The organism is Thermosphaera aggregans (assembly GCF_014962245.1).
Classification (GTDB): domain Archaea; phylum Thermoproteota; class Thermoprotei_A; order Sulfolobales; family Desulfurococcaceae; genus Thermosphaera; species Thermosphaera chiliense.
On the sequence record NZ_CP063144.1, the window covers coordinates 1,057,716 to 1,078,146 of the forward strand.

Sequence of the window (20,431 nt, forward strand, 5' to 3'; positions counted from 1 at the left end):
ATTCAAGGGTGTTATCTTGAAGAAAACTATCTTGGTAAGCGGTCTACTCCCATTCGACTCCGGCAAAACCTGGTTCACACTGAGTCTTTTCAAAACACTAACAGCCACCGGTGCTAAAGCAGTACCCTACAAGCCCGTGGCAGCCCACAACATTTGGTACAGCGCTATAACGGTTAAGCACTCTGTCAGGTTGAAAATGCTTGTAGGGAACGATGCCTACGCATATTTTAGAGAAACCGGTGAATCCCCAGCGCTTTTAAACCCGGTCGCGCTGGCTGTTGCCCCATTAGACCCTTCTAACTACGGTTTTAACATGGAGAAATACTTGGAAGATTCAGCGCTATTCCTACCACAACTAGTTATGGCAAGAATAGCGCATCATCCTTCTGGTCAGATAGAACATTTCATTATTCAAGAAAACGTTGAGAAGACTGTTACAGAAGCACGTAGAGTCCTGGAATTACTTAAGAAGAAGTTGCAAGCAACAGCGAGAAGTCTGAAAGAAATCAGCGAGATGTTAGTGAGCAGGAGAATCGACCAAATCGTGGCCTCAGCACTGAACTCTCTGCTAGAAAAGTATGATGTCATACTGTTGGAAAGTTTTAACGACGCATTACTTCCCAGCATGGGGCTTATAGAGAATGTTGATCAAATCATCATTGTTGCGCCTGGTAAAGCTTTTCTTTACGATACTAGTACAACGAAAAATATCTTGCAACATCTAGCTAAGAATCTCGATAACCCTGCGTACCTGGTTACCTCTAGACTACTTCCTAAATTCAAGCCGGAAAAAACCATTGATACACCCGTATTGTTGAAGCCTAGGGAGCATAGTATGCTTCAACCCATAGTTGATTTTATTTTAAAGGAGTAACCGTCTGAAACCGAATGTTGATCATTTACTCAATAATGCTTTAAAAGACTAGCTCATCTTAGAAAACTTTATTACCATTGATTCAACATTATAATCATGGTGGTAGAATGGCTAAATACAGGGTAATAGTGGACAGGGTCAACTGCTTGGGCTGCGGTGCAGCGCCTGCAGCGTGTCCCGAAATATTTGAACTAGGAGAGGATACTGGGAAGAACCGGGTTGTTGCAAAATATAGTGTTCAAACAACAAGGGATATATCGATAGGGGAAATACCTGAGGAATTATACGAGTGTGCTAAGAGCGGGGCAGATGTTTGCCCTGTTGGCGCTATAAGAATAGAGAGAATTGAGTGAAAACAATAATCTAAAATCTAATATATTTTTCCTTTCTCCACAATCTTTTCGGAGTAGAAAATAGGGCATCTTTTCATACTCAACCAGGCTGTTACGAGAAAGGGGCATTTGACTAACCAAGGTTTTCTAAAATTCGTCGAGAGATCTATCGTATTTTGACGAAGAGCCTAGCGGAGACGAAGAGGATTAGAAGCGATATAATAGAGGGGATTAGAACCTTATCTGCCTCGCTCATGAAAAGTAAAGCGTAATAATATGATGCCCAAACCGGCACCACAACCGCTATTGACAGAATTAAGTAGGCGATTATTGTTTTCGATATTTTCATGTAGAATGTGCCTGTGAACAAATTCTCTCCCTCTAGTTTAAATAAAATCCATATCTCCAGCATGATCAGGCTTGCAACCAAGGGTATCGTAAACCATGACTCCAGTATGGTGGAAACCGTGAGGACGTTGGCCGCGGCAGCGTACCCTAGTAGAGCTATGTAAATCGCTAAATATTCTATTAGACCTACCACTAGAATTGAACGAGTTAATACGGTGGTTTTAACTGGAAGGGTAACAGTTAAGGAGTGACCATGAGCCTCCACACTCAGCGCCAGCACTGGGTAGGCGATCATTGCCATACTTCCAACCTGGAGTGCCTGCACAAGGGTTGCCGGGCTGGCTATGAGATTCCAAATCATAATAGCAGGCGGCATGAAAAAGCCTATGGCGTAGCTGGGGTGTCTGAGAACAACCCTGATGTATCTTTTAATGAAGGCTTTCACTTGCGGCATGGGCTTTATCTCGATAGGCATGGGTAGTAATTCACCAGACGCTTTGGTAAAGTCAGGCCGAAGATTGATAAAACCCGTGAGCTCGCTGAGTATAAATCTCAAGCTTGCAATAGCCAATACTGAGTAAACTAGCACGCTTAAAACATCTATGAGAAGCAAGCCTGGCCACCTGCTGAAGCTCGTCAATAAGTTGAAGAAGGGGCTGGGGAAGACCAGCCTGTATAGTAAATAATCGCTAGAGGTTAGAATAGTGAAGACCGTTTTGAACACATTGGTCAACAGTATGGGTATCACTATGAGAAATACTGTTAGGAAACTATAAGCAGAGGAAACCAGGTATCGGGACTTGGTCCCGCCTTTTGATAACGAGTAGTAAAATCCTTTCGAGATTAACATTGCCAAAGCGAGCCCGTATATGGTGGATAATGCTACCACGAGCACGCTTATTATAAGTATTGTAATATCTCCCGTGAAAATAATGGTCAAGATCGAGACTGAAAGCATAAAGGAAAATACTGGCAGGTCGTAGAGTTTAAAATACAGCATCATGATTGAGAACAGCTTCTCCCGAGTGCTTAGCGGGTAAAGATTAATTATTTCTGGAAGCCTTATCATGTAGATTCCAATAGTATTTTGTACCTCGAGAAATGCCAGTAGAAACACTAGGACTATACTACTTGACATTACCACGCCCTCTATTATATGGCTTCCAGGGTTTTCGATGAAGGGGATGAGGTATATCCATGGAATTGCAGCAAAAACAACCGTGGAAAAGATTTTGTTAAGCTTGAAGGTTAACCCCACTTTCCTCAGGAACTCAGAACTGCTGGCATCACTCATGTCTTTCAGGAACCCTCCGAGTCTAAACATGGTTGTTGATTGGAAAATTAACTCCTTGAACATCACGTCCGCAATAGTTTTCACTATTTCCCTTCTCATCCAGCCCCTCTCACTCCACTCTATCGTGTAAAACACTGTTCTTAATTAGCTCGTTTAATAGTTTAGAGAAAACTTCTTCACCTTTGAGCCTTGTCTTAACGTTCTCAGTTGTATCTTCGAATATTAATCTACCATCCACGATGACTCCTATCCTGTTACAAATCTTCTCCGCTATCTCTAGAATGTGCGTCGACATTAATACTCCTTGAGAATTACTCCTCCAATTCTCGATAATTCTCTTCAGAACGCTGGAAGACTCAAAGTCAAGCCCTGTGAAGGGTTCGTCAAGTATGAGGATTCTAGGCTTATGCATTAATGCAAGAATGAGAGATGCTTTCTGCCTGTTGCCCCGTGATAATGTGTATACAGGCTTATCCAGATGGGGCGAGAATTCGAAAGCTTTAACCAAGCGGTTAACCCATTCTTCAAACTCCTTCCCAAGCCCTCTAACTGCTGCCACGAACTCAATGTGCTCGCGAACAGTTAAGCTCTCGATCAGTATTGGGTCTTCGGCAACATATCCAAAATCGTTCTTCACATTCGAGTCGGTGAAAGGGTTTCTACCGAGTATTTCCACGAATCCTTCAGCAGGTTTCACGAGGCCCGCAATCGCTCTTATGGTTGATGTTTTACCAGCCCCGTTAGGGCCGAGCAAGCAGTAAACCTCACCTGGGCAGAGCTGAAACGACACTCTATTAACAGCCGTGAACAAGCCGTACTTAACTACCAGGTTTGAAACCCTTAGCAGTGGGTCATCACACATCTAGACCACTATCCTGGTTGAAAATCGTTAATACTCCGCGAACGAGTTTGAAAACGAATTATCATGTGCCTCCACACTCCTTTTCAAGCTCGACAAGCTTCTCGACTTTGAATAAATACCTGCTCCTCTTAACCGATTCAGCGCTCACCTCCCTAACCTCTCCTTCATATAATACTAAATGCCTCCGCCTACAAGCCGGCTTACAAATCTTAAAGACCTCTTCAACCATCCAATGCAGCTGAGTACAATGCATACTACCATCCACGGTTAAGACTGCAACCTCCTCGTAACTTCCACGTGCCAATATCCCAGCAAGCTTGAACCCCAGCATGTTCACATGTTCTGCTTCAGGACATACTGACAGCAGGCAGTACTCACTCGTAAACTTGTTAACTATTTCTGGATGCTCCTCCTCCATGCATCTGCTGAAGATTAGCACCCTCCTTTTCTCTCTCAGACACCTGCTTTTAGCATTAGAATCCAGTAGTCTTTGAAAACCCATTGCTTCCAACCCTTTAGACTTCTACTATGTAGTTTAGAGTAATTTAATGTGTTCAGCTATTTCAAAAGGTTTTACAGGTTAATTAAGAGGTTAACTGATTTAATTCTAGTGGGGTTAAAATGGAATTAACGATAGGAATCGTTCAAGCAGACTTCAACGGTACCCCTTCAGAAAACGCTGAGAAGGGATTCAAAATAGTAGTGGAGAAACACAAGGAAGCCGATATTATAGTGTTCCCAGAGTATAGCATGCTTAATCCTTTAAGGTTTAAAAATCCTGACGAAGTCTATGCTCACAGCGAGCCTATTCAGGAGAGCTCCTTCATAAACACGATGAAACGTCTTGCCGAACTCTTAAGCGTAGATATTATAGTCAACGTTATCGAGAAAACTGATAAGCCGCCGCGCGCGAAAAACACCAGTGTCTTAGTGAAGAGTGACGGCGAGGCAATACCATTATACAGTAAAATACACTTGTTCGATGCTTTAGGGTATAGAGAATCCGACTTCTTCCTCCCTGGGGACATGCCGAGCAAATTCATCCTAGCCAGAGGGTTCAGGCTCGCCGTTGCCATATGCTACGATTTACGCTTCCCGGAATTATTCAGGTTTTACGCTTTAAACGGAGCTGACGGAGTAATAGTTCAAGCAGGATGGCTGAGAGGGCCTCTAAAAGAAGAATCCTTGGAGATGCTTGCATCTACGAGGGCTCACGAGAACACAATGTACATAATACTAGCTGACCAGACAGGGGATTACTTCGTAGGTCGTAGCGGATTATTCAGCCCACTAGGATACAGGGAGCTTGACATGGGATACAGGGAAGCATACATGGAACACGTACTCAATTATGAAAACATAAGGTTAGCAAGAGATAGACTACCAGTTGTTGAGCAATCACGCAAGAAATGGGAGGTAAGATTTAACCCGCTAACCTGATTTCAACGGTAAGTCTCTAAGTAGAGCCGGGGTGTTAAAAGAAAAATCGACAAGCTGTCGAAGCTAGTGCTGAACCAGCTTATCATATATCCGCTTAAACAACTCCTCGCTGGGGAAAACCAATTCCACATAGTCATCAAACTGCTTTACAACCAGTCCCTCAATAGGGTTTGCTGGGGGATCCGGTAGGCTTGGATCAGGCTTGCTTTTACCCCTGTAAACCCATTTAATCCTGCTGGGTTTACTTGTTTTCTGGATAGAGTACCAGTAGCGGCCATAATAATAGTATTTAACTGTGCCACCATCCGGTAGTCTTCTAACAACAATGTGAACGGGTTTTAAATAGTAGTTCTTATCCTTGATCAGGGAGTTGTAAGAGTAGAACGCTGTTAAATATTCTGAAATCAGGAGGCTGATCTTTTTCAGCATCTCGGGCTTTTCCCGAACTTTGATTAATCCTCTACGAGTCCGGTCAATAAGCATGAGGGTCAGCCCATGGGAGTCTAATCATTGAAATCATAGACCACTATACTCCTCATCCCTATTAAATCAATTCACCGTTATCCCTTAATTATCTTCAACACTTCTAACCCCTTCATAATCCGGGTTTACTCTGAAAACTTCGAATCCCTCACTCCTCAGCTCCTCCTCGATCCGGGTTGACAAGGATTTATTTACAAAACCTATCACTATTCCTCCTCTCCCAGCCCCGCTCAGCTTGGCTCCATAGCATCCTTTCCCAACGAGCTTGTGAACTATGAGGTCGTTGATTTCATGTGAGACCCCGATAGTCCAGAGCAATCCATGATTCAACAGCATTAAACGTCCAATACTTTCATAATCCCTTTCCCTTAAGGACTTCAACGCCTTCTCAACAAGTACTGACGCAGCGGTATAAACGTTCTCAAGAACCTCACGGTACTTTTCATAAAGCCTCAATACTTCTTCAACGATTATACCGGTCTGTCTTTTCAAGTTCGTGTTTACCACTAGGAAGCCAACCTCATCCCCAAGCCTGATATCTAGTTTTTCGAAAACCCCTGACCTGTACTTGAGGAAGCCTCCGAAAGTCGCTAACGTGTTATCTATTCCGCTAGGCTTTGAATGAACCTCTTTCTCGGCTTCATAGGCTAATTCGTTAACAAGCTTCTTATCGAAACTTGCATTACAGTGTGTCAGATACGCATGGGCGAGTGCTACGCTTAATGCGGCTGAAGAACCCATGCCGCTTCCTACGGGGATTTCAGAGTCAACTAATATTCTAACATCCTCGTCGCATTTGAAGATAGAATTCGCATACGTGATTAATCTTTTCACAGCTCTGTAAAGCACTGAACCCTGTTCTATGTTGCCCGTCTGCTTCGAGATCACTTGGAAATAGCCATCTTCAACACAGACTTTAGCGTATTTTGAAACGGCGAACCCTATTGCAGGGGCTCCTTTCACCACGAAATGCTCGCCAAACAATATGATTTTGCCGGGGGCGATACTACACGTCATTCTCAAGCCCTAATCCATTATAACATTGATATACATATATAAGGAATAATCAGGATAATCGTCAAAAAGCGGGAAGGCGGTTAAGAATGAGCAATTACAAGAAAATTCCTTTCCAACCATCATTCAGCCTTGCACAGGATGTGGAGAAGAAGCTAAGGAGTTTCAAACATAAGATACTTGTTCTGAGCGGTAAGGGTGGAGTAGGTAAAACGTTCATATCATCAATGCTCGCCCTAGCTATTGCTGAGAAAGGTAAAACCACTGCGATACTCGACGCTGACATCCACGGATCATCAATCCCTTCCATCCTGGGATTGCATGGAACCAGGCACTACGCTGATGAAGAAGGGAATATCCTACCTGTTGAAGGTCCTCTTGGAGTGAAAGTCGTCGCTGTTAACCTTATGCTGGACTCCCCTGATCTGCCTATCGTGTGGAGAGGCCCGCTGGTTTCAAGGGCGATATTAGAGCTTTTAAGCAAAGTGAAATGGGGCTCAGGCGACTACCTCATAGTTGACCTACCGCCGGGAACTGGAGACGCTATCATCACGATCGCGCAGTCGATATCTTCCATCACTGGAGCTATCATAGTGACCGCCCCAAACATGCTGTCTGAAACCATAGTGTCAAAGGCGATCAATTTCGCCGCTAAGAACAATATCAGATTGCTCGGAGTTGTCGAGAATCTTAGCTATTTCAAGTGTCCGCACTGCGGCAGACCCTCCCAGGTCCTAGGAAAGTCAACGGGTGAGCAACTAGCCGGTAAGTTTGGCACAAGACTGCTCGCAAAAATACCGATTGACCCGCTCATCAACGATGCCATTGACCAAGGTGTCCCATACATCCTAGCCTACAAGGACGGGGAAGCCGCCAAGGCGATTAGGTCCCTAGCAGATGAGTTAATAAGTATTGTAGAATCATAATTAAATCAAGATGTGAATGATTAGGGGATGATTGGTTGGAAGCCGCGGAGAGCTTTAATAAGAAGCCTAACTGGGCCTTGTTGAAAGAGGTTGCTGAAGAACTCTACCGAATGGGCAAAATAACCTTCACCAGAAAAGAATTGGCTTCTAAAGCCCATGAAAAAGACCCTTCTAGGTCTGAAATGAGCCTTGACTTCGAAATAGATCTGGTGACGGTTAACAGTAGCAGCAAGGACAAGTATAAGGATCCAGATAAATTATTTCTGTTCAGGCTCGACCGTGGAAGATATACGTTGTACAACCCGGAGGAGCACGGCGAGTTAGACAAGTATACTGGGATTCAAAGAGTTTCTGCAACGAGAAAACAGGTTTTGAATGAAGTCCTCGAGGAGTTGGAAAGGCTTGGATATGAGGCAACTGAGAACAAGTATGCTAAGGCATTGCAACCAGACATTATTGCAACGATGGATGAGAGGAAAACAGGAGTATGGGTGATAGACCCCGGGGTCGATGTCTCCTCACAGTATAAGAGTCTCGCATACGCTATAGGCTCCTCAATGCTTAACAGAAATTTCAACGAGTACTTAATAGTCCTGCCCGAAGACCTTTACAAGAGGATAACACAAGACATTATCGAATCCCTTAAACCCTACAACGTGAGATTTGTGCCGATTAAAGAAGAGAGAAAATATACTCTTCAGATCTAAACTGTCAAGTCAACCTCCAGTTTCTTCTTCATAACCTCACGTGCTTCCTCCAAAATCCTTCTCACATCCTGAGAGCTTCCGTCAACATGAAAGCTTACCCCGCCTCCCCCTCCGTGACTGATTTCAGCCATTTCTCGAACAGACCCCTCTAAATCCATCATAATCATGTTCAGCTCAGGAAGGTTTGACTCTGGAAGCTTCTTCAACTCGGCGACAAGACCCGTTAGCTCTTTCGAGAGGTCGTTAAACTCGCGCATATTGATAGCGTACTGGAGGGATAGGTCGATTTTCTCGACCACCAGCCTAATAGTTGTCAACCGGGAGGCAAGCTTATCTAAACGAGCAATCTCCTCCGCATATTTCTTCGACAGGTATTTCTCATTTCTCGACTGCAACTCTACCATTCTCTCGAATAAAGCATTCCTACGCTCAGTGATCCGGTCAATAAGCGTTTCAAGCCTGTTGCCGAGGACTCTAACCTTGTACAGCGTTTCAATAGCGTTTTTCAAAGGATCCCTTGGCTTGGCTCTAAACACTTCACTACACCAGAGATCTTATAGCGGGCAAACTCTTTAAAAACCGTGGGATAGTATTTAAGGCATGCTTGTAATCTCGTATATTATTCCCACGCTGTATAGGACGCCGTCGAAGGATTCATACGGGTTGTCAGGGTTTCTCACACCCACCTTCACCAGCTCACCTGTCCTAGGGTCGTAAAATGGTTCAGCAATGACCGCGTAAGGTCTGAAATACGTATCGTTCGCAAGAGGCCTTTCCTGGATTTTCGCGATCACAGGATTGCTTATTCCAAGGGTAACATCAATTCCTAATAACTCCTTGATCCTGGTTACTGTGGAAGTGCCGAGCGGGGATGTCGAGCCACCGTACCACGTGAATATTGATGACTTATTCCTCGCCTCGCCCCAGTACATCATCCCGTCAACCATCATCTTGTATATGAGAGGTAGTCTGTCCGGTTCGTTGAACACGGGACTGATGAACTGGTTTCCAATTAAGACAAGGTAGTCGGAAGTAGCTCTATAAGTAACGTTTATTCCCTGGGATCTAAGCGTGTCCACGGTGGCGTTACCAATCCTTATCATCCATATACTCTTAGGTATGTCAATACCTCCAGGCATGCTGGAGTTCGGGAATAGGACAGGCCAAATAATGACTGTTTCATTATCCTCGTATATGGCGAATAATTCGAGAACTAGAACATATGTTCTACCAGGAACAGTGTTGAAAAGTTTGGCAAGACTGGCTGCCTCCGAAGTATTCACAGATGTGAGTAATAGTCCTAATATCCCTATTTGGGTGAAGTTCAATGTGGAACCATCCGCTACGGATGCTTTGCCCCCGTCAACGCTGATCCCGTAGCCGTAGTCCCACCAAGAGATCACTACTGCGTCTGATGGGAGATCATTTCTCAATGTGTCAACTATTTTATACCATGAGTCACTGTAGAGTGCTAGGTTGGAGTTTCCTGCTTTGAAAGTGTAAACTATTGTCGAGTTGGTTTGGTAGTCCAGGTAAGCGATATGTGCAGAGTTGACTAGGAATAAAGCTATTAATGCAAGTATGATCAGCCTGTTAGACCTTCCGGTCATCCTTACCCGTCCCTTCTTAAAATCTTGAATCTCTTGTTGAGATGGCGCCAGGCGTTGAACCAGGTAGCCGAGGAATATACCTGCAACGATCGTACCCATGTAGGAAGCCATGGCAATCATGTATGCAGCGTTTAGATATGAGTAGAAAGAGAGGAGGAACAGTATTGCAACAAACAGTGTTTCAGGGGTTTGCTTGTATAGTATCATGTATAAAGCCCCTATGATGGAGAGGAAGAGAGGCGTTACCAGGAATAGAATAGACCACGGGAAAGCTGGGTCCAGACCCCAGCTTCGCAACATTTGGATCAGTGTGCCAGCGCTGGAAAGTGGTGATTGATGCTCAGCAATACTCTGAACAAGGGGGTCGGCAGGGATAAATCTCAGTCCTAGTGCCCAGGCCCATCTCCCAGCAAATCCGAGAATACCTGTGGTTATTGCTATAGAACCGCCCACTACCAGCAGAACAAGCAACATGAAATACCTAGTTTTAGACAATACGGGTTTTCTAAGACCGAGCTTCTTGTGCTGTATCCCCAGGTAGTAGTAAAGCACCGGGATTAAGCAAGCGCCTAGAATAGGCCAGCCTACGCCTGAAAACCTGAGAGGGTAGAACCCAAGCTGTCCGAATATTGATGGGGAGGCTGCGGTTAACAGCATTGAAAGAGCAATGATAAGTATGTGTGTTTTAATGAATCTCTCATCAAACTCCTTCCCCATGAACAAGGGTGATATTATGAAATATGCTGTGAAGGAGCCAAGGAGGAAGATATATCCGCCCCAGAGCCAGCCAACAAACCCTAGGAAAACAGCTGTGAGCACGGAGTAGAATATTGTTTTCCTCCCGAAAGACTCCTTAAGCGATGAAACCGTTTTCCCGTAGAAGTAGAGAAACATGAATATGAAGAATATGGAAACACCTTCCTTCTCAACGAACCCGATAAGGGTTCTATCATTGGCCGCTGGGAGAAAGGCAAGGAGGAAAGACGTCAATAAGCCTGCGAACCTGTTGCCCCCTGAGAGCTGGGTTGCTGCGAGATATGCTGCTATGAGACCGAGCAAGGTGAATAGTAACGGCTGCAGTACTGCCCACTCCTTTAACGTGAGACCCGTGTATTGGATTAACCAGTATGTTCCCCCTATCCACATAGGGAGTAGCGGGTAGCTCGAGTATATGATATCCCTGCCCCATGGATACCAGAATATGTGGGTATCAGGGTTTTCCCTGGTGAGGGAGTACCATGAAAGAATGCCTTTTTCAAACACGTACTTTGCCTGCCAGTACTCAATGTATGAATCGTACTCGAAGAATTCGAAACCATTTAGGTAATAGGGAGTAAAGCGAACGTATAAACCGTAACCTATTATAGCTCCCAGTAGAATCAGCACAAGGATTTTCGGAAGGACCGGTTTAGACGTTAAGACTTCGTTGAGCCGGATTATGATTCTGTTGATTCTCATCGCCAATATGTTTCACCAATGATATTACTGTTCGGTTTAGGAATTATACACTGTTTTAAATTAAAAAACTATTCCTTAACTCAGGGGATGAGAAGAGCTAAGATTGCTTTCTGCGCGTGCTTCCTGTTCTCAGCTTGATCCCACACAACGCTCCATTTTCCATCGATAACTTCGTTAACAACTTCCTCTCCTCTGTGAGCAGGGAGGCAGTGCATAAAGATTGCATCGCTCTTCGCCTTCCTCATCAATTCCACCGTCACCCTGTAAGGCTCCAGATCCCTAATCCTCCTCTCTCTTTCCTTATCCTGCCCCATACTAACCCATACATCCGTGTACACTACATCCGCGTTCTCTACAGCCTGGTATGGATCCCTCAAAATTTCGTAAGACCCTCCATTCGGAGCTGCATACTCGTTGAACAATTTCACGACGCTGGGGTGGGGCTCGTATCCATTGGGGGAGGCTATGATGACTTTACCTCCCAATATCCCGACCGCCAGCATTAAGCTGTGGAGGACGTTGTCCCCTCCATCACCAACAAACACTATTTTCAGTCTTGAGATATCTCTCCCCTTCTTCTCGATAATGGTTAAAACATCGCTGAGCGCTTGAGCGGGATGGTGCAGGTCGCTTAAGCCGTTGATAACTGGAACACTAGCGTATTCAGCAAGTTTTTCAATCTTGTAATGCTCGTAAACACGCGCCATTATCCCGTCAACATACCTGGACAATACCCTAGCAGTATCCTCTATGGTCTCGCCCCTGGCCAGCTGGAGCTCGCTAGAGCTGAGATATATTGCGTCCCCGCCTAACTCTTTCATAGCGGTTTCAAAACTGAGCCTTGTCCTAGTACTTGGTTTTTCAAATATCATTGCCAAGTGTCTGCCGTGTAAAATAGGTATTACTCTCTCACCAGATAGGTACCTTTGCTTAAGCTGCATTGCTGTTTCAAGCATGAACCATAATTCCTCTCTGGTATACTCCGTTAAAGTGAGAAAGTCCCTACCTTTCAGACTCGACACCATGTTGCAACACCAGTAAACTAAATTACTGGGTTGCCTAATATATGTGAACACTGCTGCCAAGTAGGTTGATAATATGGAGAACCTGGTTGTCAGGGCTGTAACTTACTTCTCAACATCCAGGCATATTGGCAATGCTTACAACGAGATAGTTGAGGCCGAGTCGTTGTTGAAGTCTGTGGAGAAATCTCTCAGCAAGCATGGCTACAGCGTTTTTACCAAGAGACTTTCATTTCCAGGTTTAGACCCCCGATCTGCAGAGAAAATAGTTGAATACCTGGCTGGCTCAGACCTTCTTGTTTCAATAGGTTATCAGAAAATACGGAGGCTCGGCCTCGAGGACGCAGTGTATTTTACAGGGAATGGTTTCTACGTTCCCATTCTCTACAATGGGGAAGACCCCTTAGTGTTTGCTAACAAAGCGAGCGAAATAATTACCAGGGCTGCTGAGCAGAACCCGGTGAATGCTACGAGAATTGCGTTAGGATTCCACTCAAAAGACTTCACTACCCCCTACTTCCCGGATTCTTCAACCACTGGTAAGGCTAGGTTGGCGTTGGCTTTTCTATATCCTAAAGCCCTCATTGGTGAAACAGGTGAGAATATTGATATTCAAACTGCTTTTGAAAGAGTGTTTGCGGAAATTCATCGCGTTGCAAAACTTGTTGAAGAGCAAACAGGCATTCCTGTGAAAATAGACTACAGCTTATCACCCTGGATGGAGAACAGCGTTGCCGATTTGTTTGAGAAGCTTGGATACAGTCTCCTGCAACCAGGAGCTAATTACGCCATCAACCTGTTGAACAGCCTGATTCGAAAATACATGGATAAGGAGAGGGCCGTGGGCTTCAACGAGGTTATGCTACCGTATGCGGAGGACTCACTTCTTGTCAAGTATGGTTCTGAAAAACTCCTAAGAGCAAGGGATTTCCTCCTCTTCGCCTCCACGTGCGTTGCAGGAGTAGACATGATCGTGATCCCAAGCGAGAAGCGAAGCCTCATGAAACTCATACTTGATACTTACGCACTGCGGCTGGTTAAGAAGAAGCCGCTCGCGTTCAGAGCTATACCCGTGCCGGGAAACCCTGGCGACTCCTTGGAAATGGGGAAATTTGGCAAACCAGTAATACTTGGGTACTAGAATTTTATGTAGAATCGTATTTGCAAGGCATAGTCTCAGGTATAACCATGTTTCAACATTTATATACGATGGTTAAGGATAGTATTTTACGTAACAGGTAGGTGAACTAAGTCATGGGTAGAGGAAAACCCTGGTTCGTAGGACTCCTACACGGCCAAGACTGGCTATCAAACTATGATCACGACATAGACACAGTGGTAAAGGTGTTGAAAGCTGCGCGAGAACTGAGGGAGATATACCATAACGGTATTAGAAAGGTAACATGGCTCGACGGGAAAATGCTCTACCTCATCTTCTACAATAAGAGCCTTAGAACTAGAAACAGCTTCCAAACCGGAATATATCAGCTTGGAGGACAGGCAACATACATTAGCCCAGACCAAGTATATGCTCCAACCCTTCCCGAGGACATGATCCCATATCAGACAGAAGCCATTAGCGATGTTGCCAGAGTGTTGAGCAGGTATGGAGATGGAATCGCGATTAGAATATACGGTGATGCTGCTAAATGGATTATAGGCAGAGGTCACAGGATCATCAGGGAGTTCGCCAAATGGGCTGACATCCCCGTCTTGAACATGGAGGACGATGTCTGGCACCCGTTCCAGGCGCTAGCAGATGCTCAAGCCGCATTCGACGCTCTCGGCTGGCCGAAAGACCTGAGAGGAAAGAAGGTTGTGGTAAGCTACGCCTACAGCGGAGGGTTAAAGCCTCTCGCAGTCCCACAGGATGTTGCAACAATGTTCGCCATGATGGGCGCTGACGTGTATGTTGCACACCCACCAGGCTTCGAACTCATGGATGAAGCAATGAACAAGGCAAGAGAGTATGCCAAGCACTGGGGCGCTGAGTTCAAGATAGTTTACGACATGGACGAGGCATTCGAGGGCGCAACCATCGTGTATCCGAAAGCATGGAGCCCGAAGGGCTTCTTCCCACCATACAACAGCACCGTAGACAAGGAAGGAGCGAAAGCCTACCAGGAGAAGTTCAAGAACTGGATTGTCACAAGGGAGAGGCTTGAGAAGGCTGGAAAACCATACTACATGCACTGCGGACCCGCTGACAGAGGCCAGGAAGTAACGGACGAAGTCTTAGACTCGTACGAGAAGAGCCTCTACTTCGAGGAAGCAGAGAACAGGCTACATGTTCAAAAAGCCGTTATGGCCATGACTCTAGGAGAGTAATTTTAATCAATTCAGTACCCTTTTTCTCTCACTCCTACTTTCCTTTGGGAAGTTGATAGTATCCTAAGGTTGCACACTTTTCCTGCAATGTGGAAGTTCGGTTGCGTAGCATCTTGTTTAACACCGCAGTAACTTTGGACCATGTTCGTCTAGAACAGAGTTTTATTCAAGGATCAAGTATTGATTAAAAAATAGCATGATGTGAGACAAAAACTACTTTTTGACCTCTCCTGTTTCGTATATGTGCCTTGAATAGAAGTCTTTAATTAACTTCAACGCCAATGGGGTGAAGTATACAACCGCGATCACGTTAACGAGCATCATGAGACCATACGACATGTCTGCAAAGTTCCACAGCGTCTCAAATAGTTCACCCATCACTGCTGCTGGTATGGAGGGCACGATCCATAATACTCTCACAAGATATCTCATTGGTTTTTCTGGTAGCTTAAGAATCCTGGAGAACAAGTAAACCCAGTTGATTTCCACGATCCATGCAAAGGTCAACATGGTAGTGTATGCGAATAGAGCCAGTGCCACACCAAGGATGGCTGAGGCGTATGCGCCATATGCTCTATAGAAAGCCTCCATAACTAAAGCTGCACCGCTTAAATCAGGCCTCTCAATGTGGACCCCTGAAATTACAATCGTCAACCCAGTGACCGAGCAGATAACGATCGTGTCCATGAACACCTCGAAGATGCCGTAGAAGGCGGCTCTGCCTGGGTGGTCTATGGTCATGTAAGCGTATACGTTAGGTGTGCTCCCCGCACCAGCCTCGTTAGAGAATAAGGCCCTTGCCATGCCGTACCTAAGGGCAGTGAAAACGGTCCACCCCGCCAACCCTCCTGCAACTGCTTGCGGATTGAACGCGCCAGTGATGATCTGTGAAAACGCTGACGGAAGGTCTCCGCCGTACTTAATCCACACTCCAATACTAAAGATTATATACCATGCCGCCATGAAGGGGACCATATAGTTTGACACTTCTCCAATTCTCTTAATCCCGCCGAGGATTACCAACGCCGTGAAGATCATTAACAATATGCCTGTCACTAATCTAACTTGGAAGATCTGTTCATCAGTGGTTGCCCCGAATATTTTCCCAATGTATTCCGCTCCTAATGCAACGTTATTAGGCTGCAACATGTCCGCTGTCCCGAAACCACCTATAATTATCAAAACCGCAAAAACCACTGAAAGGGCGGGTCCAATCTTCGGGATCAACCTTATGTAATAGGGTGTTCCGCCCTCAACCCTTCCTTCGGGTGTTACTCTTCTAGACCATACTGCGAGGGTTACTTCGACCCCTTTCAATCCCATTCCGAGTATTGCTGTCACCCACATCCAAAACAGTGCTCCTGGACCGCCCAGATGTATGGCTGTTGCTACACCTGCAATATTACCTGTTCCAACGATTGCCCCAACGGTTGCTGCCCATATAGCAAAAGGCTTCACTTCACCTTTTCCGCCTCTACCCCTATAGAACATGTTCTTCACTGCAAGACCGAACTTCCTAATTTGGTAGAACCCGCCGAGGATTCCGACCACCAACCCTGTCGATACGAGAATGATTATAGCCGGAAGACCCCATAGAAGTCCGCTTAGGTAGTCTACAATAGAAGGTATGTCCAATTTATCAACCTCAATATAATATGTGGAGGCCCTTCTATAAAAATAGATCCTTGTACAAAATTACATAAAGATTTCCATGGGCTTGAGAACATATGGTGCCCCACGAGCCAATGAAACAGTTGGTTTGTTGGGAAATGCCAACCCCCATGCATCTTTTCACGTGTAGTCTTCTAAAATGTGGTTGAACACTTTCTACACATGGTTATAAGGGTATAGTATAAAGGTTTTATGAACTTCTCTTTCAAAGAAAATAAGCAGCATCGAAACGGTCTTGACTCACACGGATTTACAAATGGGAGTTTCCGAGAACTGTTAGTGCCACTCACAACAATATTCATAAAAGAATTTTACAAAAAAATTAATATAATATGTGCAGAACAAGTGCGAAGAATTAATGGTGGAAAATGAAGATAGAAGGCATACATTATGGTTTAACACTGATGTATTCGTACCTCCTCCCCTTCTTTGAGATAAAGGAAACAAGTAATGGATTCATATTTGCTAAGAAATACGGGGTTTTAAAAGGATTGAAATGTACTTTTCACGAGGATTCTCTTCTCACTATTTGCGATGCTTCATCAGTTTCTTCATTAGAGAAGAGACATATTACTAGCCTTCTCGGATTAGATAAGACAGTATTATTTAAACAACTTTCTAGCTTTTCAGAAGATAATCTCATAGGTGAAATAACATTAATGTTTAGTCCGCTGGACGCTGAAAACATTTTTAAAACAATCCTCCTATCCAGAAACACTGATTACTTTACTAACACCATAAGATGGGTAAAGGATTTACTAGAAGGCATTGACATATCTAGAACCTATTCTTCATACATTCCTAAAATGTTAAAGCAATTTAACGAGCACTTACCAGGAATTGATTTCTTGAGTTTAAACAGTAATTCTATCAGACAACTGCTAGAGATAAGGCATATAGGTGCGAAAACAGTTTCAGCCTTACTGCTTCATGGATATGGCAATACTCTATACGCGCCCGTAGATAGGCATTTTTCTAAGCTTCTGTCCCTTCGGTTCGCAATTAGTGAGCCCTTGAAAAAATACTGTATGGAGAATGCCATGGAATGTCTCAACTGCAGGCATGGGTTGAAATGTAAATACGGCATATCCATGAAAACATTCGGAGATTACAATGGGGTCATACAGTCAATATCATACATAGCCTCTAGACTTGAGAGAAAACCTAGTGAATTAGAAAGCATTCTTCTCAAAAATAGAAGAACCTATAAGCGTCTTACCAAAATCGTTAAAGACCTAGTTGAAAAATTCAATAAGGATTTTTCACAGAAAATATCTCGATAATAATGGCAGGATACAACCCTATCGTCCTGTCCGAAGCTGTTAAGAACCATGTTTGCAGGACAACCCAGAGAGGAGAGGAGAGAAAGTACTATAGGTTTAGAGGTGGTAAATGGTACGGTGGCATAGCTACAGGCGATGTGGTAGGTTGCAATTTGAGGTGTGGCTTCTGCTGGAGCTGGAGGTTTAGCCATGTTTTCACTGGTGGTTGGTTTGAGTCTGCCGAATCAGCGTTTCAAAAAATACTGGAAATAGCGAGCAAGCATAACTATGAGTATGTGAGGTTGAGCGGTGGGGAGCCCACTATATCTAGAAGCCACCTACTAAAGATTATTGAATTGTTTTCTGAAACACATTACACCTTCATACTCGAAACTAATGGTTTACTGATAGGGTATGATCCAGACTACGCTAGGGATCTGGCAGAGTTTTCAAATTTGGTGGTAAGGGTTAGTCTAAAAGGAGCATCTGAAGAAGAATTCCATGCTTTAACCGGGGCAGACCCGTCTTTTTTCAGGATGCAGTTGAAGAGTTTGGAGAACCTCTTAGCCTCCGGTTTCAAGCCGTGCAGGGAGGTTTACCCTGCGGTAATGTTGAGCTTCTCAACACCGGGGTCATATAATCAGTTAAAGAGAGAGCTTTCCATGATGAGCCAGTCATTCCTTTCCTGCATTGATGAGGAATACGTTATTCTATATCCGCATGTAAAGGAGATTATGAAGAGAAGAGGCCTTAAACCAAAAATCTCCTACACGCCTGAAGGAGTACCCGATTTCATGATTTAAAAGCTTAATGATTCATTCTTATTTGATAAATGAGAAGGTGTACGGTATGAACGGCGTGAAGGAAGTTGTTGTCGTCGCACTAGGTGGAAACGCGTTCCAGAGCAAGGGAGATAAGGGAACAGTTGAAGAGTACTGGAGAAACGCGTATACTTCAGCAGAATTCATTGCAAGACTCATCGGGGAAGGATATGGCGTGGTCGTGACCCATGGAAACGGCCCCCAGGTAGGCATAATCGCTGAGTGGATGATGGCTGGGTTGAAGGAGAAAAATCTGCCGCCAATGAGCCTTGACATTGCAGGTGCTATGAGCCAGGGATGGCTGGGCTATCTTCTACAGCAAGCCTTGTACAATAAGTTAATGGAGAAGAACCTCATGGGTAAGGTTGTTAAAGGCGTAGTAACAATTGTGACTCAAACCCTTGTCGACAAGAACGATCCAGCCTTCAAAGACCCTACTAAATACATTGGCCCATGGTATGAGAAAGAGGAGGCTGAGAAGCTGGCTAAAGAGTTTGGATGGGTTTTCAAGCCCGATCCACGCGGAGGGTATAGAAGAGTAGTAGCATCCCCTGACCCGGTTAGACAAATAGAGATTGATGCTATACGGAGACTAGTGGATGACGGGTTCGTAGTGATAGCTGACGGCGGAGGAGGCATACCCGTCTACTTTGATGACAATGGGAAACTCCGCGGCGTGGAAGCCGTTATCGACAAAGACCTTGGCGCAGAGAGAATGGCTGCCGCGGTGGGAGCAGACATATTGTTGATTCTCACGGATGTTGAGAAAGTCTATCTAAACCATGGGAAGCCTGATGCTAAGCCGATCGATCAAATGACCGCTAGCGAAGCGTTAAAGTATTACAAGGAAGGACATTTCAAGCCGGGAAGCATGGGGCCGAAAGTACTGGCTGGAGTAAGATTCGTGCAGAACGGTGGTAAGTTAGCAATAATAGCGCACTTAAGCCAGGCCTACGAAGCCATTAAAGGAAATGCTGGAACCAGGATTGTACCAGGTTAGTTTTTCCTCTCTTCTTTCTTTTTATACCTTCTTCCCTTCTAAATACTATCTTAAGTAAGCACTTGGATGTGAGCACATGGCTGCCCCCAGTGAGAGAGGGAAGGTAAAAGGGGTTTTGTTCCTGGTTTTAACCACGGTGCTATGGGGCACATCATTCTCCTTCATTAAACTCTCTGTTGAGGAGATTTCCGGGTTTTCATACACGTTTTACAGGGGTCTTTTCTCCATACTAATACTTTCAATACTTCTCATCGCTAAACATGTTCGGCAAGGCATCGATGTAGAAAGCTTCGTTAAAGGAGTGTACACCGGGATAGCTTACATGCTGGGACTGCTTCTCCAAGGACTGGGGACGAGGTTCGTGACGCCTTCAACAAGCGCGTTCATAACCGGCTTGAACACTGTTCACGTGCACTTGTACGCGGGGCTTTTAGCAAGGAAGTATGGTTTAACCCATGCTACCTCACTGATTCTAGCGTTAACAGGACTATACATTCTGACAAGCCCGCAAAACTCGGGCGGGTTAGGCGAGCTCTTAGTTTTCATCGGTTCCATATCATGGGCTGCTCAAATCATACTGGTAAGCAAATACAGTAATGCAAACATGCTAGAATATCTCTACGGTATGTTCACCCCCACCTTGTTCCTGGGCCCATATGTCTTCATCGTAGAGCATGGTGGTGAATTATCATTAAACACTATTCTTTACCTAGCCTACCTCGCTGTAGCATGCTCCCTTGGAGCAACCTACTTCCAAGTGAAGGGGCAGAAATACGTCTCCGCTAGCTCTGCAGCAATAATCTTTCTATTAGAGCCTGTTTTCGCTCTAATATTCTCACTACTCATGGGATTAGAAGCTCTCCTGACATACAAGCTTGTTGGAGGGGGTTTAATAGTTCTGGCTACTTACATTACTACGATCGGGGAGTTAAGAGAGAACGCTAGAGGTCGACACGCTTAAATACTGTGGAATTGAAAT

Annotated in this window: 20 protein-coding genes; 11 read left to right on the plus strand and 9 right to left on the minus strand. The window is 44.8% G+C overall.

The genetic code is table 11. The annotated features are described in order from the left end of the window. Positions 1-16: 16 nt before the first annotated feature. Together IMZ38_RS05945 and IMZ38_RS05950 are read left to right on the plus strand one after the other, a co-directional pair. On the plus strand, positions 17-874 hold the full coding sequence (locus tag IMZ38_RS05945; protein ID WP_193435971.1) for a hypothetical protein: 858 nt from the start codon (positions 17-19) through the stop codon (positions 872-874). Positions 875-981: 107 nt separating this feature from the next. After that, positions 982-1,227: a ferredoxin gene (locus tag IMZ38_RS05950; RefSeq protein ID WP_193435972.1), complete on the plus strand. Its 246-nt coding sequence runs from the start codon at positions 982-984 to the stop codon at positions 1,225-1,227. A gap of 145 nt (positions 1,228-1,372) precedes the next feature. On the opposite strand, the gene IMZ38_RS05955 is transcribed toward IMZ38_RS05950, so the two are convergent. From IMZ38_RS05955 to IMZ38_RS05965, 3 genes are all read right to left on the minus strand, one after another. After that, on the minus strand, positions 1,373-2,947 hold the full coding sequence (locus IMZ38_RS05955; RefSeq protein WP_193435973.1) for a hypothetical protein: 1,575 nt from the start codon (positions 2,945-2,947) through the stop codon (positions 1,373-1,375). A 10-nt stretch (positions 2,948-2,957) separates the two neighbouring features. After that, positions 2,958-3,710 (minus strand): ABC transporter ATP-binding protein, encoded by a 753-nt coding sequence (locus IMZ38_RS05960; protein WP_193435974.1) that lies wholly within the window; start codon positions 3,708-3,710, stop codon positions 2,958-2,960. Positions 3,711-3,771: 61 nt separating this feature from the next. Beyond that, entirely contained in the window at positions 3,772-4,212 is a 441-nt protein-coding gene (locus IMZ38_RS05965; RefSeq protein WP_193436949.1) for a 4Fe-4S ferredoxin, read from the minus strand. 119 nt (positions 4,213-4,331) lie between these two features. On the opposite strand from IMZ38_RS05965, the gene IMZ38_RS05970 reads away from it, so the two are divergent. Next, entirely contained in the window at positions 4,332-5,150 is an 819-nt protein-coding gene (locus IMZ38_RS05970) for a carbon-nitrogen hydrolase family protein (RefSeq protein ID WP_193435975.1), read from the plus strand. Between the two features lie 63 nt (positions 5,151-5,213). Here IMZ38_RS05970 and ubp read toward each other — a convergent pair whose 3' ends face one another. After that, positions 5,214-5,633 (minus strand): UBP family nucleoid-associated protein, encoded by a 420-nt coding sequence (gene ubp, locus IMZ38_RS05975; RefSeq protein ID WP_193435976.1) that lies wholly within the window; start codon positions 5,631-5,633, stop codon positions 5,214-5,216. An 84-nt stretch (positions 5,634-5,717) separates the two neighbouring features. Next, positions 5,718-6,650 carry a mevalonate kinase gene (gene mvk / locus IMZ38_RS05980; RefSeq protein ID WP_193435977.1) on the minus strand — a complete coding sequence of 311 codons (933 nt, stop codon included), beginning with the start codon at positions 6,648-6,650 and terminating at the stop codon, positions 5,718-5,720. An 86-nt stretch (positions 6,651-6,736) separates the two neighbouring features. Here mvk and IMZ38_RS05985 point away from each other — a divergent pair, with 86 nt between their 5' ends. Both IMZ38_RS05985 and IMZ38_RS05990 read left to right on the plus strand, forming a co-directional pair. Further along, entirely contained in the window at positions 6,737-7,573 is an 837-nt protein-coding gene (locus tag IMZ38_RS05985; RefSeq protein WP_193435978.1) for an Mrp/NBP35 family ATP-binding protein, read from the plus strand. Between the two features lie 35 nt (positions 7,574-7,608). Beyond that, a complete protein-coding gene (locus IMZ38_RS05990; protein WP_193435979.1) occupies positions 7,609-8,280 on the plus strand; it encodes a DUF7669 domain-containing protein in 672 nt (223 codons plus the stop codon). Here IMZ38_RS05990 and IMZ38_RS05995 read toward each other — a convergent pair. From IMZ38_RS05995 to argF, 3 genes are all read right to left on the minus strand, one after another. After that, the gene (locus IMZ38_RS05995) at positions 8,277-8,816 is read right to left on the minus strand and encodes a hypothetical protein (protein WP_227410843.1); all 540 of its coding nucleotides are present in this window, start codon (positions 8,814-8,816) and stop codon (positions 8,277-8,279) included. The two genes, IMZ38_RS05990 and IMZ38_RS05995, sit on opposite strands and share 4 nt — an antisense overlap. Positions 8,817-8,873: 57 nt before the next feature. After that, positions 8,874-11,348, minus strand: coding sequence for an STT3 domain-containing protein (locus IMZ38_RS06000; RefSeq protein ID WP_193436951.1), 2,475 nt, complete (start codon positions 11,346-11,348; stop codon positions 8,874-8,876). An 80-nt stretch (positions 11,349-11,428) separates the two neighbouring features. Then, entirely contained in the window at positions 11,429-12,373 is a 945-nt protein-coding gene (argF, locus tag IMZ38_RS06005) for an ornithine carbamoyltransferase (protein ID WP_193435980.1), read from the minus strand. A 73-nt stretch (positions 12,374-12,446) separates the two neighbouring features. Here argF and IMZ38_RS06010 point away from each other — a divergent pair, with 73 nt between their 5' ends. Then, positions 12,447-13,511, plus strand: a complete 1,065-nt coding sequence (locus tag IMZ38_RS06010) for a DUF711 family protein (protein ID WP_193435981.1) — start codon at positions 12,447-12,449, stop codon at positions 13,509-13,511. 113 nt (positions 13,512-13,624) lie between these two features. Beyond that, positions 13,625-14,698 carry an ornithine carbamoyltransferase gene (locus IMZ38_RS06015; RefSeq protein ID WP_193435982.1) on the plus strand — a complete coding sequence of 358 codons (1,074 nt, stop codon included), beginning with the start codon at positions 13,625-13,627 and terminating at the stop codon, positions 14,696-14,698. Positions 14,699-14,911: 213 nt separating this feature from the next. Here IMZ38_RS06015 and IMZ38_RS06020 read toward each other — a convergent pair whose 3' ends face one another. Continuing rightward, the gene (locus IMZ38_RS06020; protein WP_193435983.1) at positions 14,912-16,333 is read right to left on the minus strand and encodes an alanine/glycine:cation symporter family protein; all 1,422 of its coding nucleotides are present in this window, start codon (positions 16,331-16,333) and stop codon (positions 14,912-14,914) included. A 404-nt stretch (positions 16,334-16,737) separates the two neighbouring features. Between IMZ38_RS06020 and IMZ38_RS06025 the strand changes: the two genes are divergently transcribed. The 4 genes from IMZ38_RS06025 (at position 16,738) to IMZ38_RS06040 (ending at position 20,413) form a co-directional block, all read left to right on the plus strand. Then, on the plus strand, positions 16,738-17,652 hold the full coding sequence (locus IMZ38_RS06025; protein ID WP_193435984.1) for an HhH-GDP family DNA glycosylase: 915 nt from the start codon (positions 16,738-16,740) through the stop codon (positions 17,650-17,652). A 2-nt stretch (positions 17,653-17,654) separates the two neighbouring features. Further along, on the plus strand, positions 17,655-18,434 hold the full coding sequence (locus IMZ38_RS06030; RefSeq protein WP_193435985.1) for a radical SAM protein: 780 nt from the start codon (positions 17,655-17,657) through the stop codon (positions 18,432-18,434). A gap of 46 nt (positions 18,435-18,480) precedes the next feature. Further along, positions 18,481-19,452, plus strand: coding sequence for a carbamate kinase (gene arcC, locus IMZ38_RS06035; protein WP_193436952.1), 972 nt, complete (start codon positions 18,481-18,483; stop codon positions 19,450-19,452). A gap of 76 nt (positions 19,453-19,528) precedes the next feature. Beyond that, positions 19,529-20,413 carry a DMT family transporter gene (locus IMZ38_RS06040; RefSeq protein WP_193435986.1) on the plus strand — a complete coding sequence of 295 codons (885 nt, stop codon included), beginning with the start codon at positions 19,529-19,531 and terminating at the stop codon, positions 20,411-20,413. The last annotated feature ends 18 nt before the right edge of the window (positions 20,414-20,431 follow it).

Bases quoted from the DNA above. Each gene is read 5' to 3' on its own strand.
- IMZ38_RS05950 (WP_193435972.1), top strand. From the start codon at position 982: ATGGCTAAATACAGGGTAATAGTGGACAGGGTCAACTGCTTGGGCTGC.
- IMZ38_RS05955 (WP_193435973.1), bottom strand. From the start codon at position 2,947: ATGAGAAGGGAAATAGTGAAAACTATTGCGGACGTGATGTTCAAGGAG.
- IMZ38_RS05960 (WP_193435974.1), bottom strand. From the start codon at position 3,710: ATGTGTGATGACCCACTGCTAAGGGTTTCAAACCTGGTAGTTAAGTAC.
- IMZ38_RS05965 (WP_193436949.1), bottom strand. From the start codon at position 4,212: ATGGGTTTTCAAAGACTACTGGATTCTAATGCTAAAAGCAGGTGTCTG.
- IMZ38_RS05970 (WP_193435975.1), top strand. From the start codon at position 4,332: ATGGAATTAACGATAGGAATCGTTCAAGCAGACTTCAACGGTACCCCT.
- ubp (WP_193435976.1), bottom strand. From the start codon at position 5,633: ATGCTTATTGACCGGACTCGTAGAGGATTAATCAAAGTTCGGGAAAAG.
- mvk (WP_193435977.1), bottom strand. From the start codon at position 6,650: ATGACGTGTAGTATCGCCCCCGGCAAAATCATATTGTTTGGCGAGCAT.
- IMZ38_RS05985 (WP_193435978.1), top strand. From the start codon at position 6,737: ATGAGCAATTACAAGAAAATTCCTTTCCAACCATCATTCAGCCTTGCA.
- IMZ38_RS06000 (WP_193436951.1), bottom strand. From the start codon at position 11,348: ATGAGAATCAACAGAATCATAATCCGGCTCAACGAAGTCTTAACGTCT.
- argF (WP_193435980.1), bottom strand. From the start codon at position 12,373: ATGGTGTCGAGTCTGAAAGGTAGGGACTTTCTCACTTTAACGGAGTAT.
- IMZ38_RS06010 (WP_193435981.1), top strand. From the start codon at position 12,447: ATGGAGAACCTGGTTGTCAGGGCTGTAACTTACTTCTCAACATCCAGG.
- IMZ38_RS06015 (WP_193435982.1), top strand. From the start codon at position 13,625: ATGGGTAGAGGAAAACCCTGGTTCGTAGGACTCCTACACGGCCAAGAC.
- IMZ38_RS06025 (WP_193435984.1), top strand. From the start codon at position 16,738: ATGAAGATAGAAGGCATACATTATGGTTTAACACTGATGTATTCGTAC.
- IMZ38_RS06030 (WP_193435985.1), top strand. From the start codon at position 17,655: ATGGCAGGATACAACCCTATCGTCCTGTCCGAAGCTGTTAAGAACCAT.
- arcC (WP_193436952.1), top strand. From the start codon at position 18,481: ATGAACGGCGTGAAGGAAGTTGTTGTCGTCGCACTAGGTGGAAACGCG.
- IMZ38_RS06040 (WP_193435986.1), top strand. From the start codon at position 19,529: ATGGCTGCCCCCAGTGAGAGAGGGAAGGTAAAAGGGGTTTTGTTCCTG.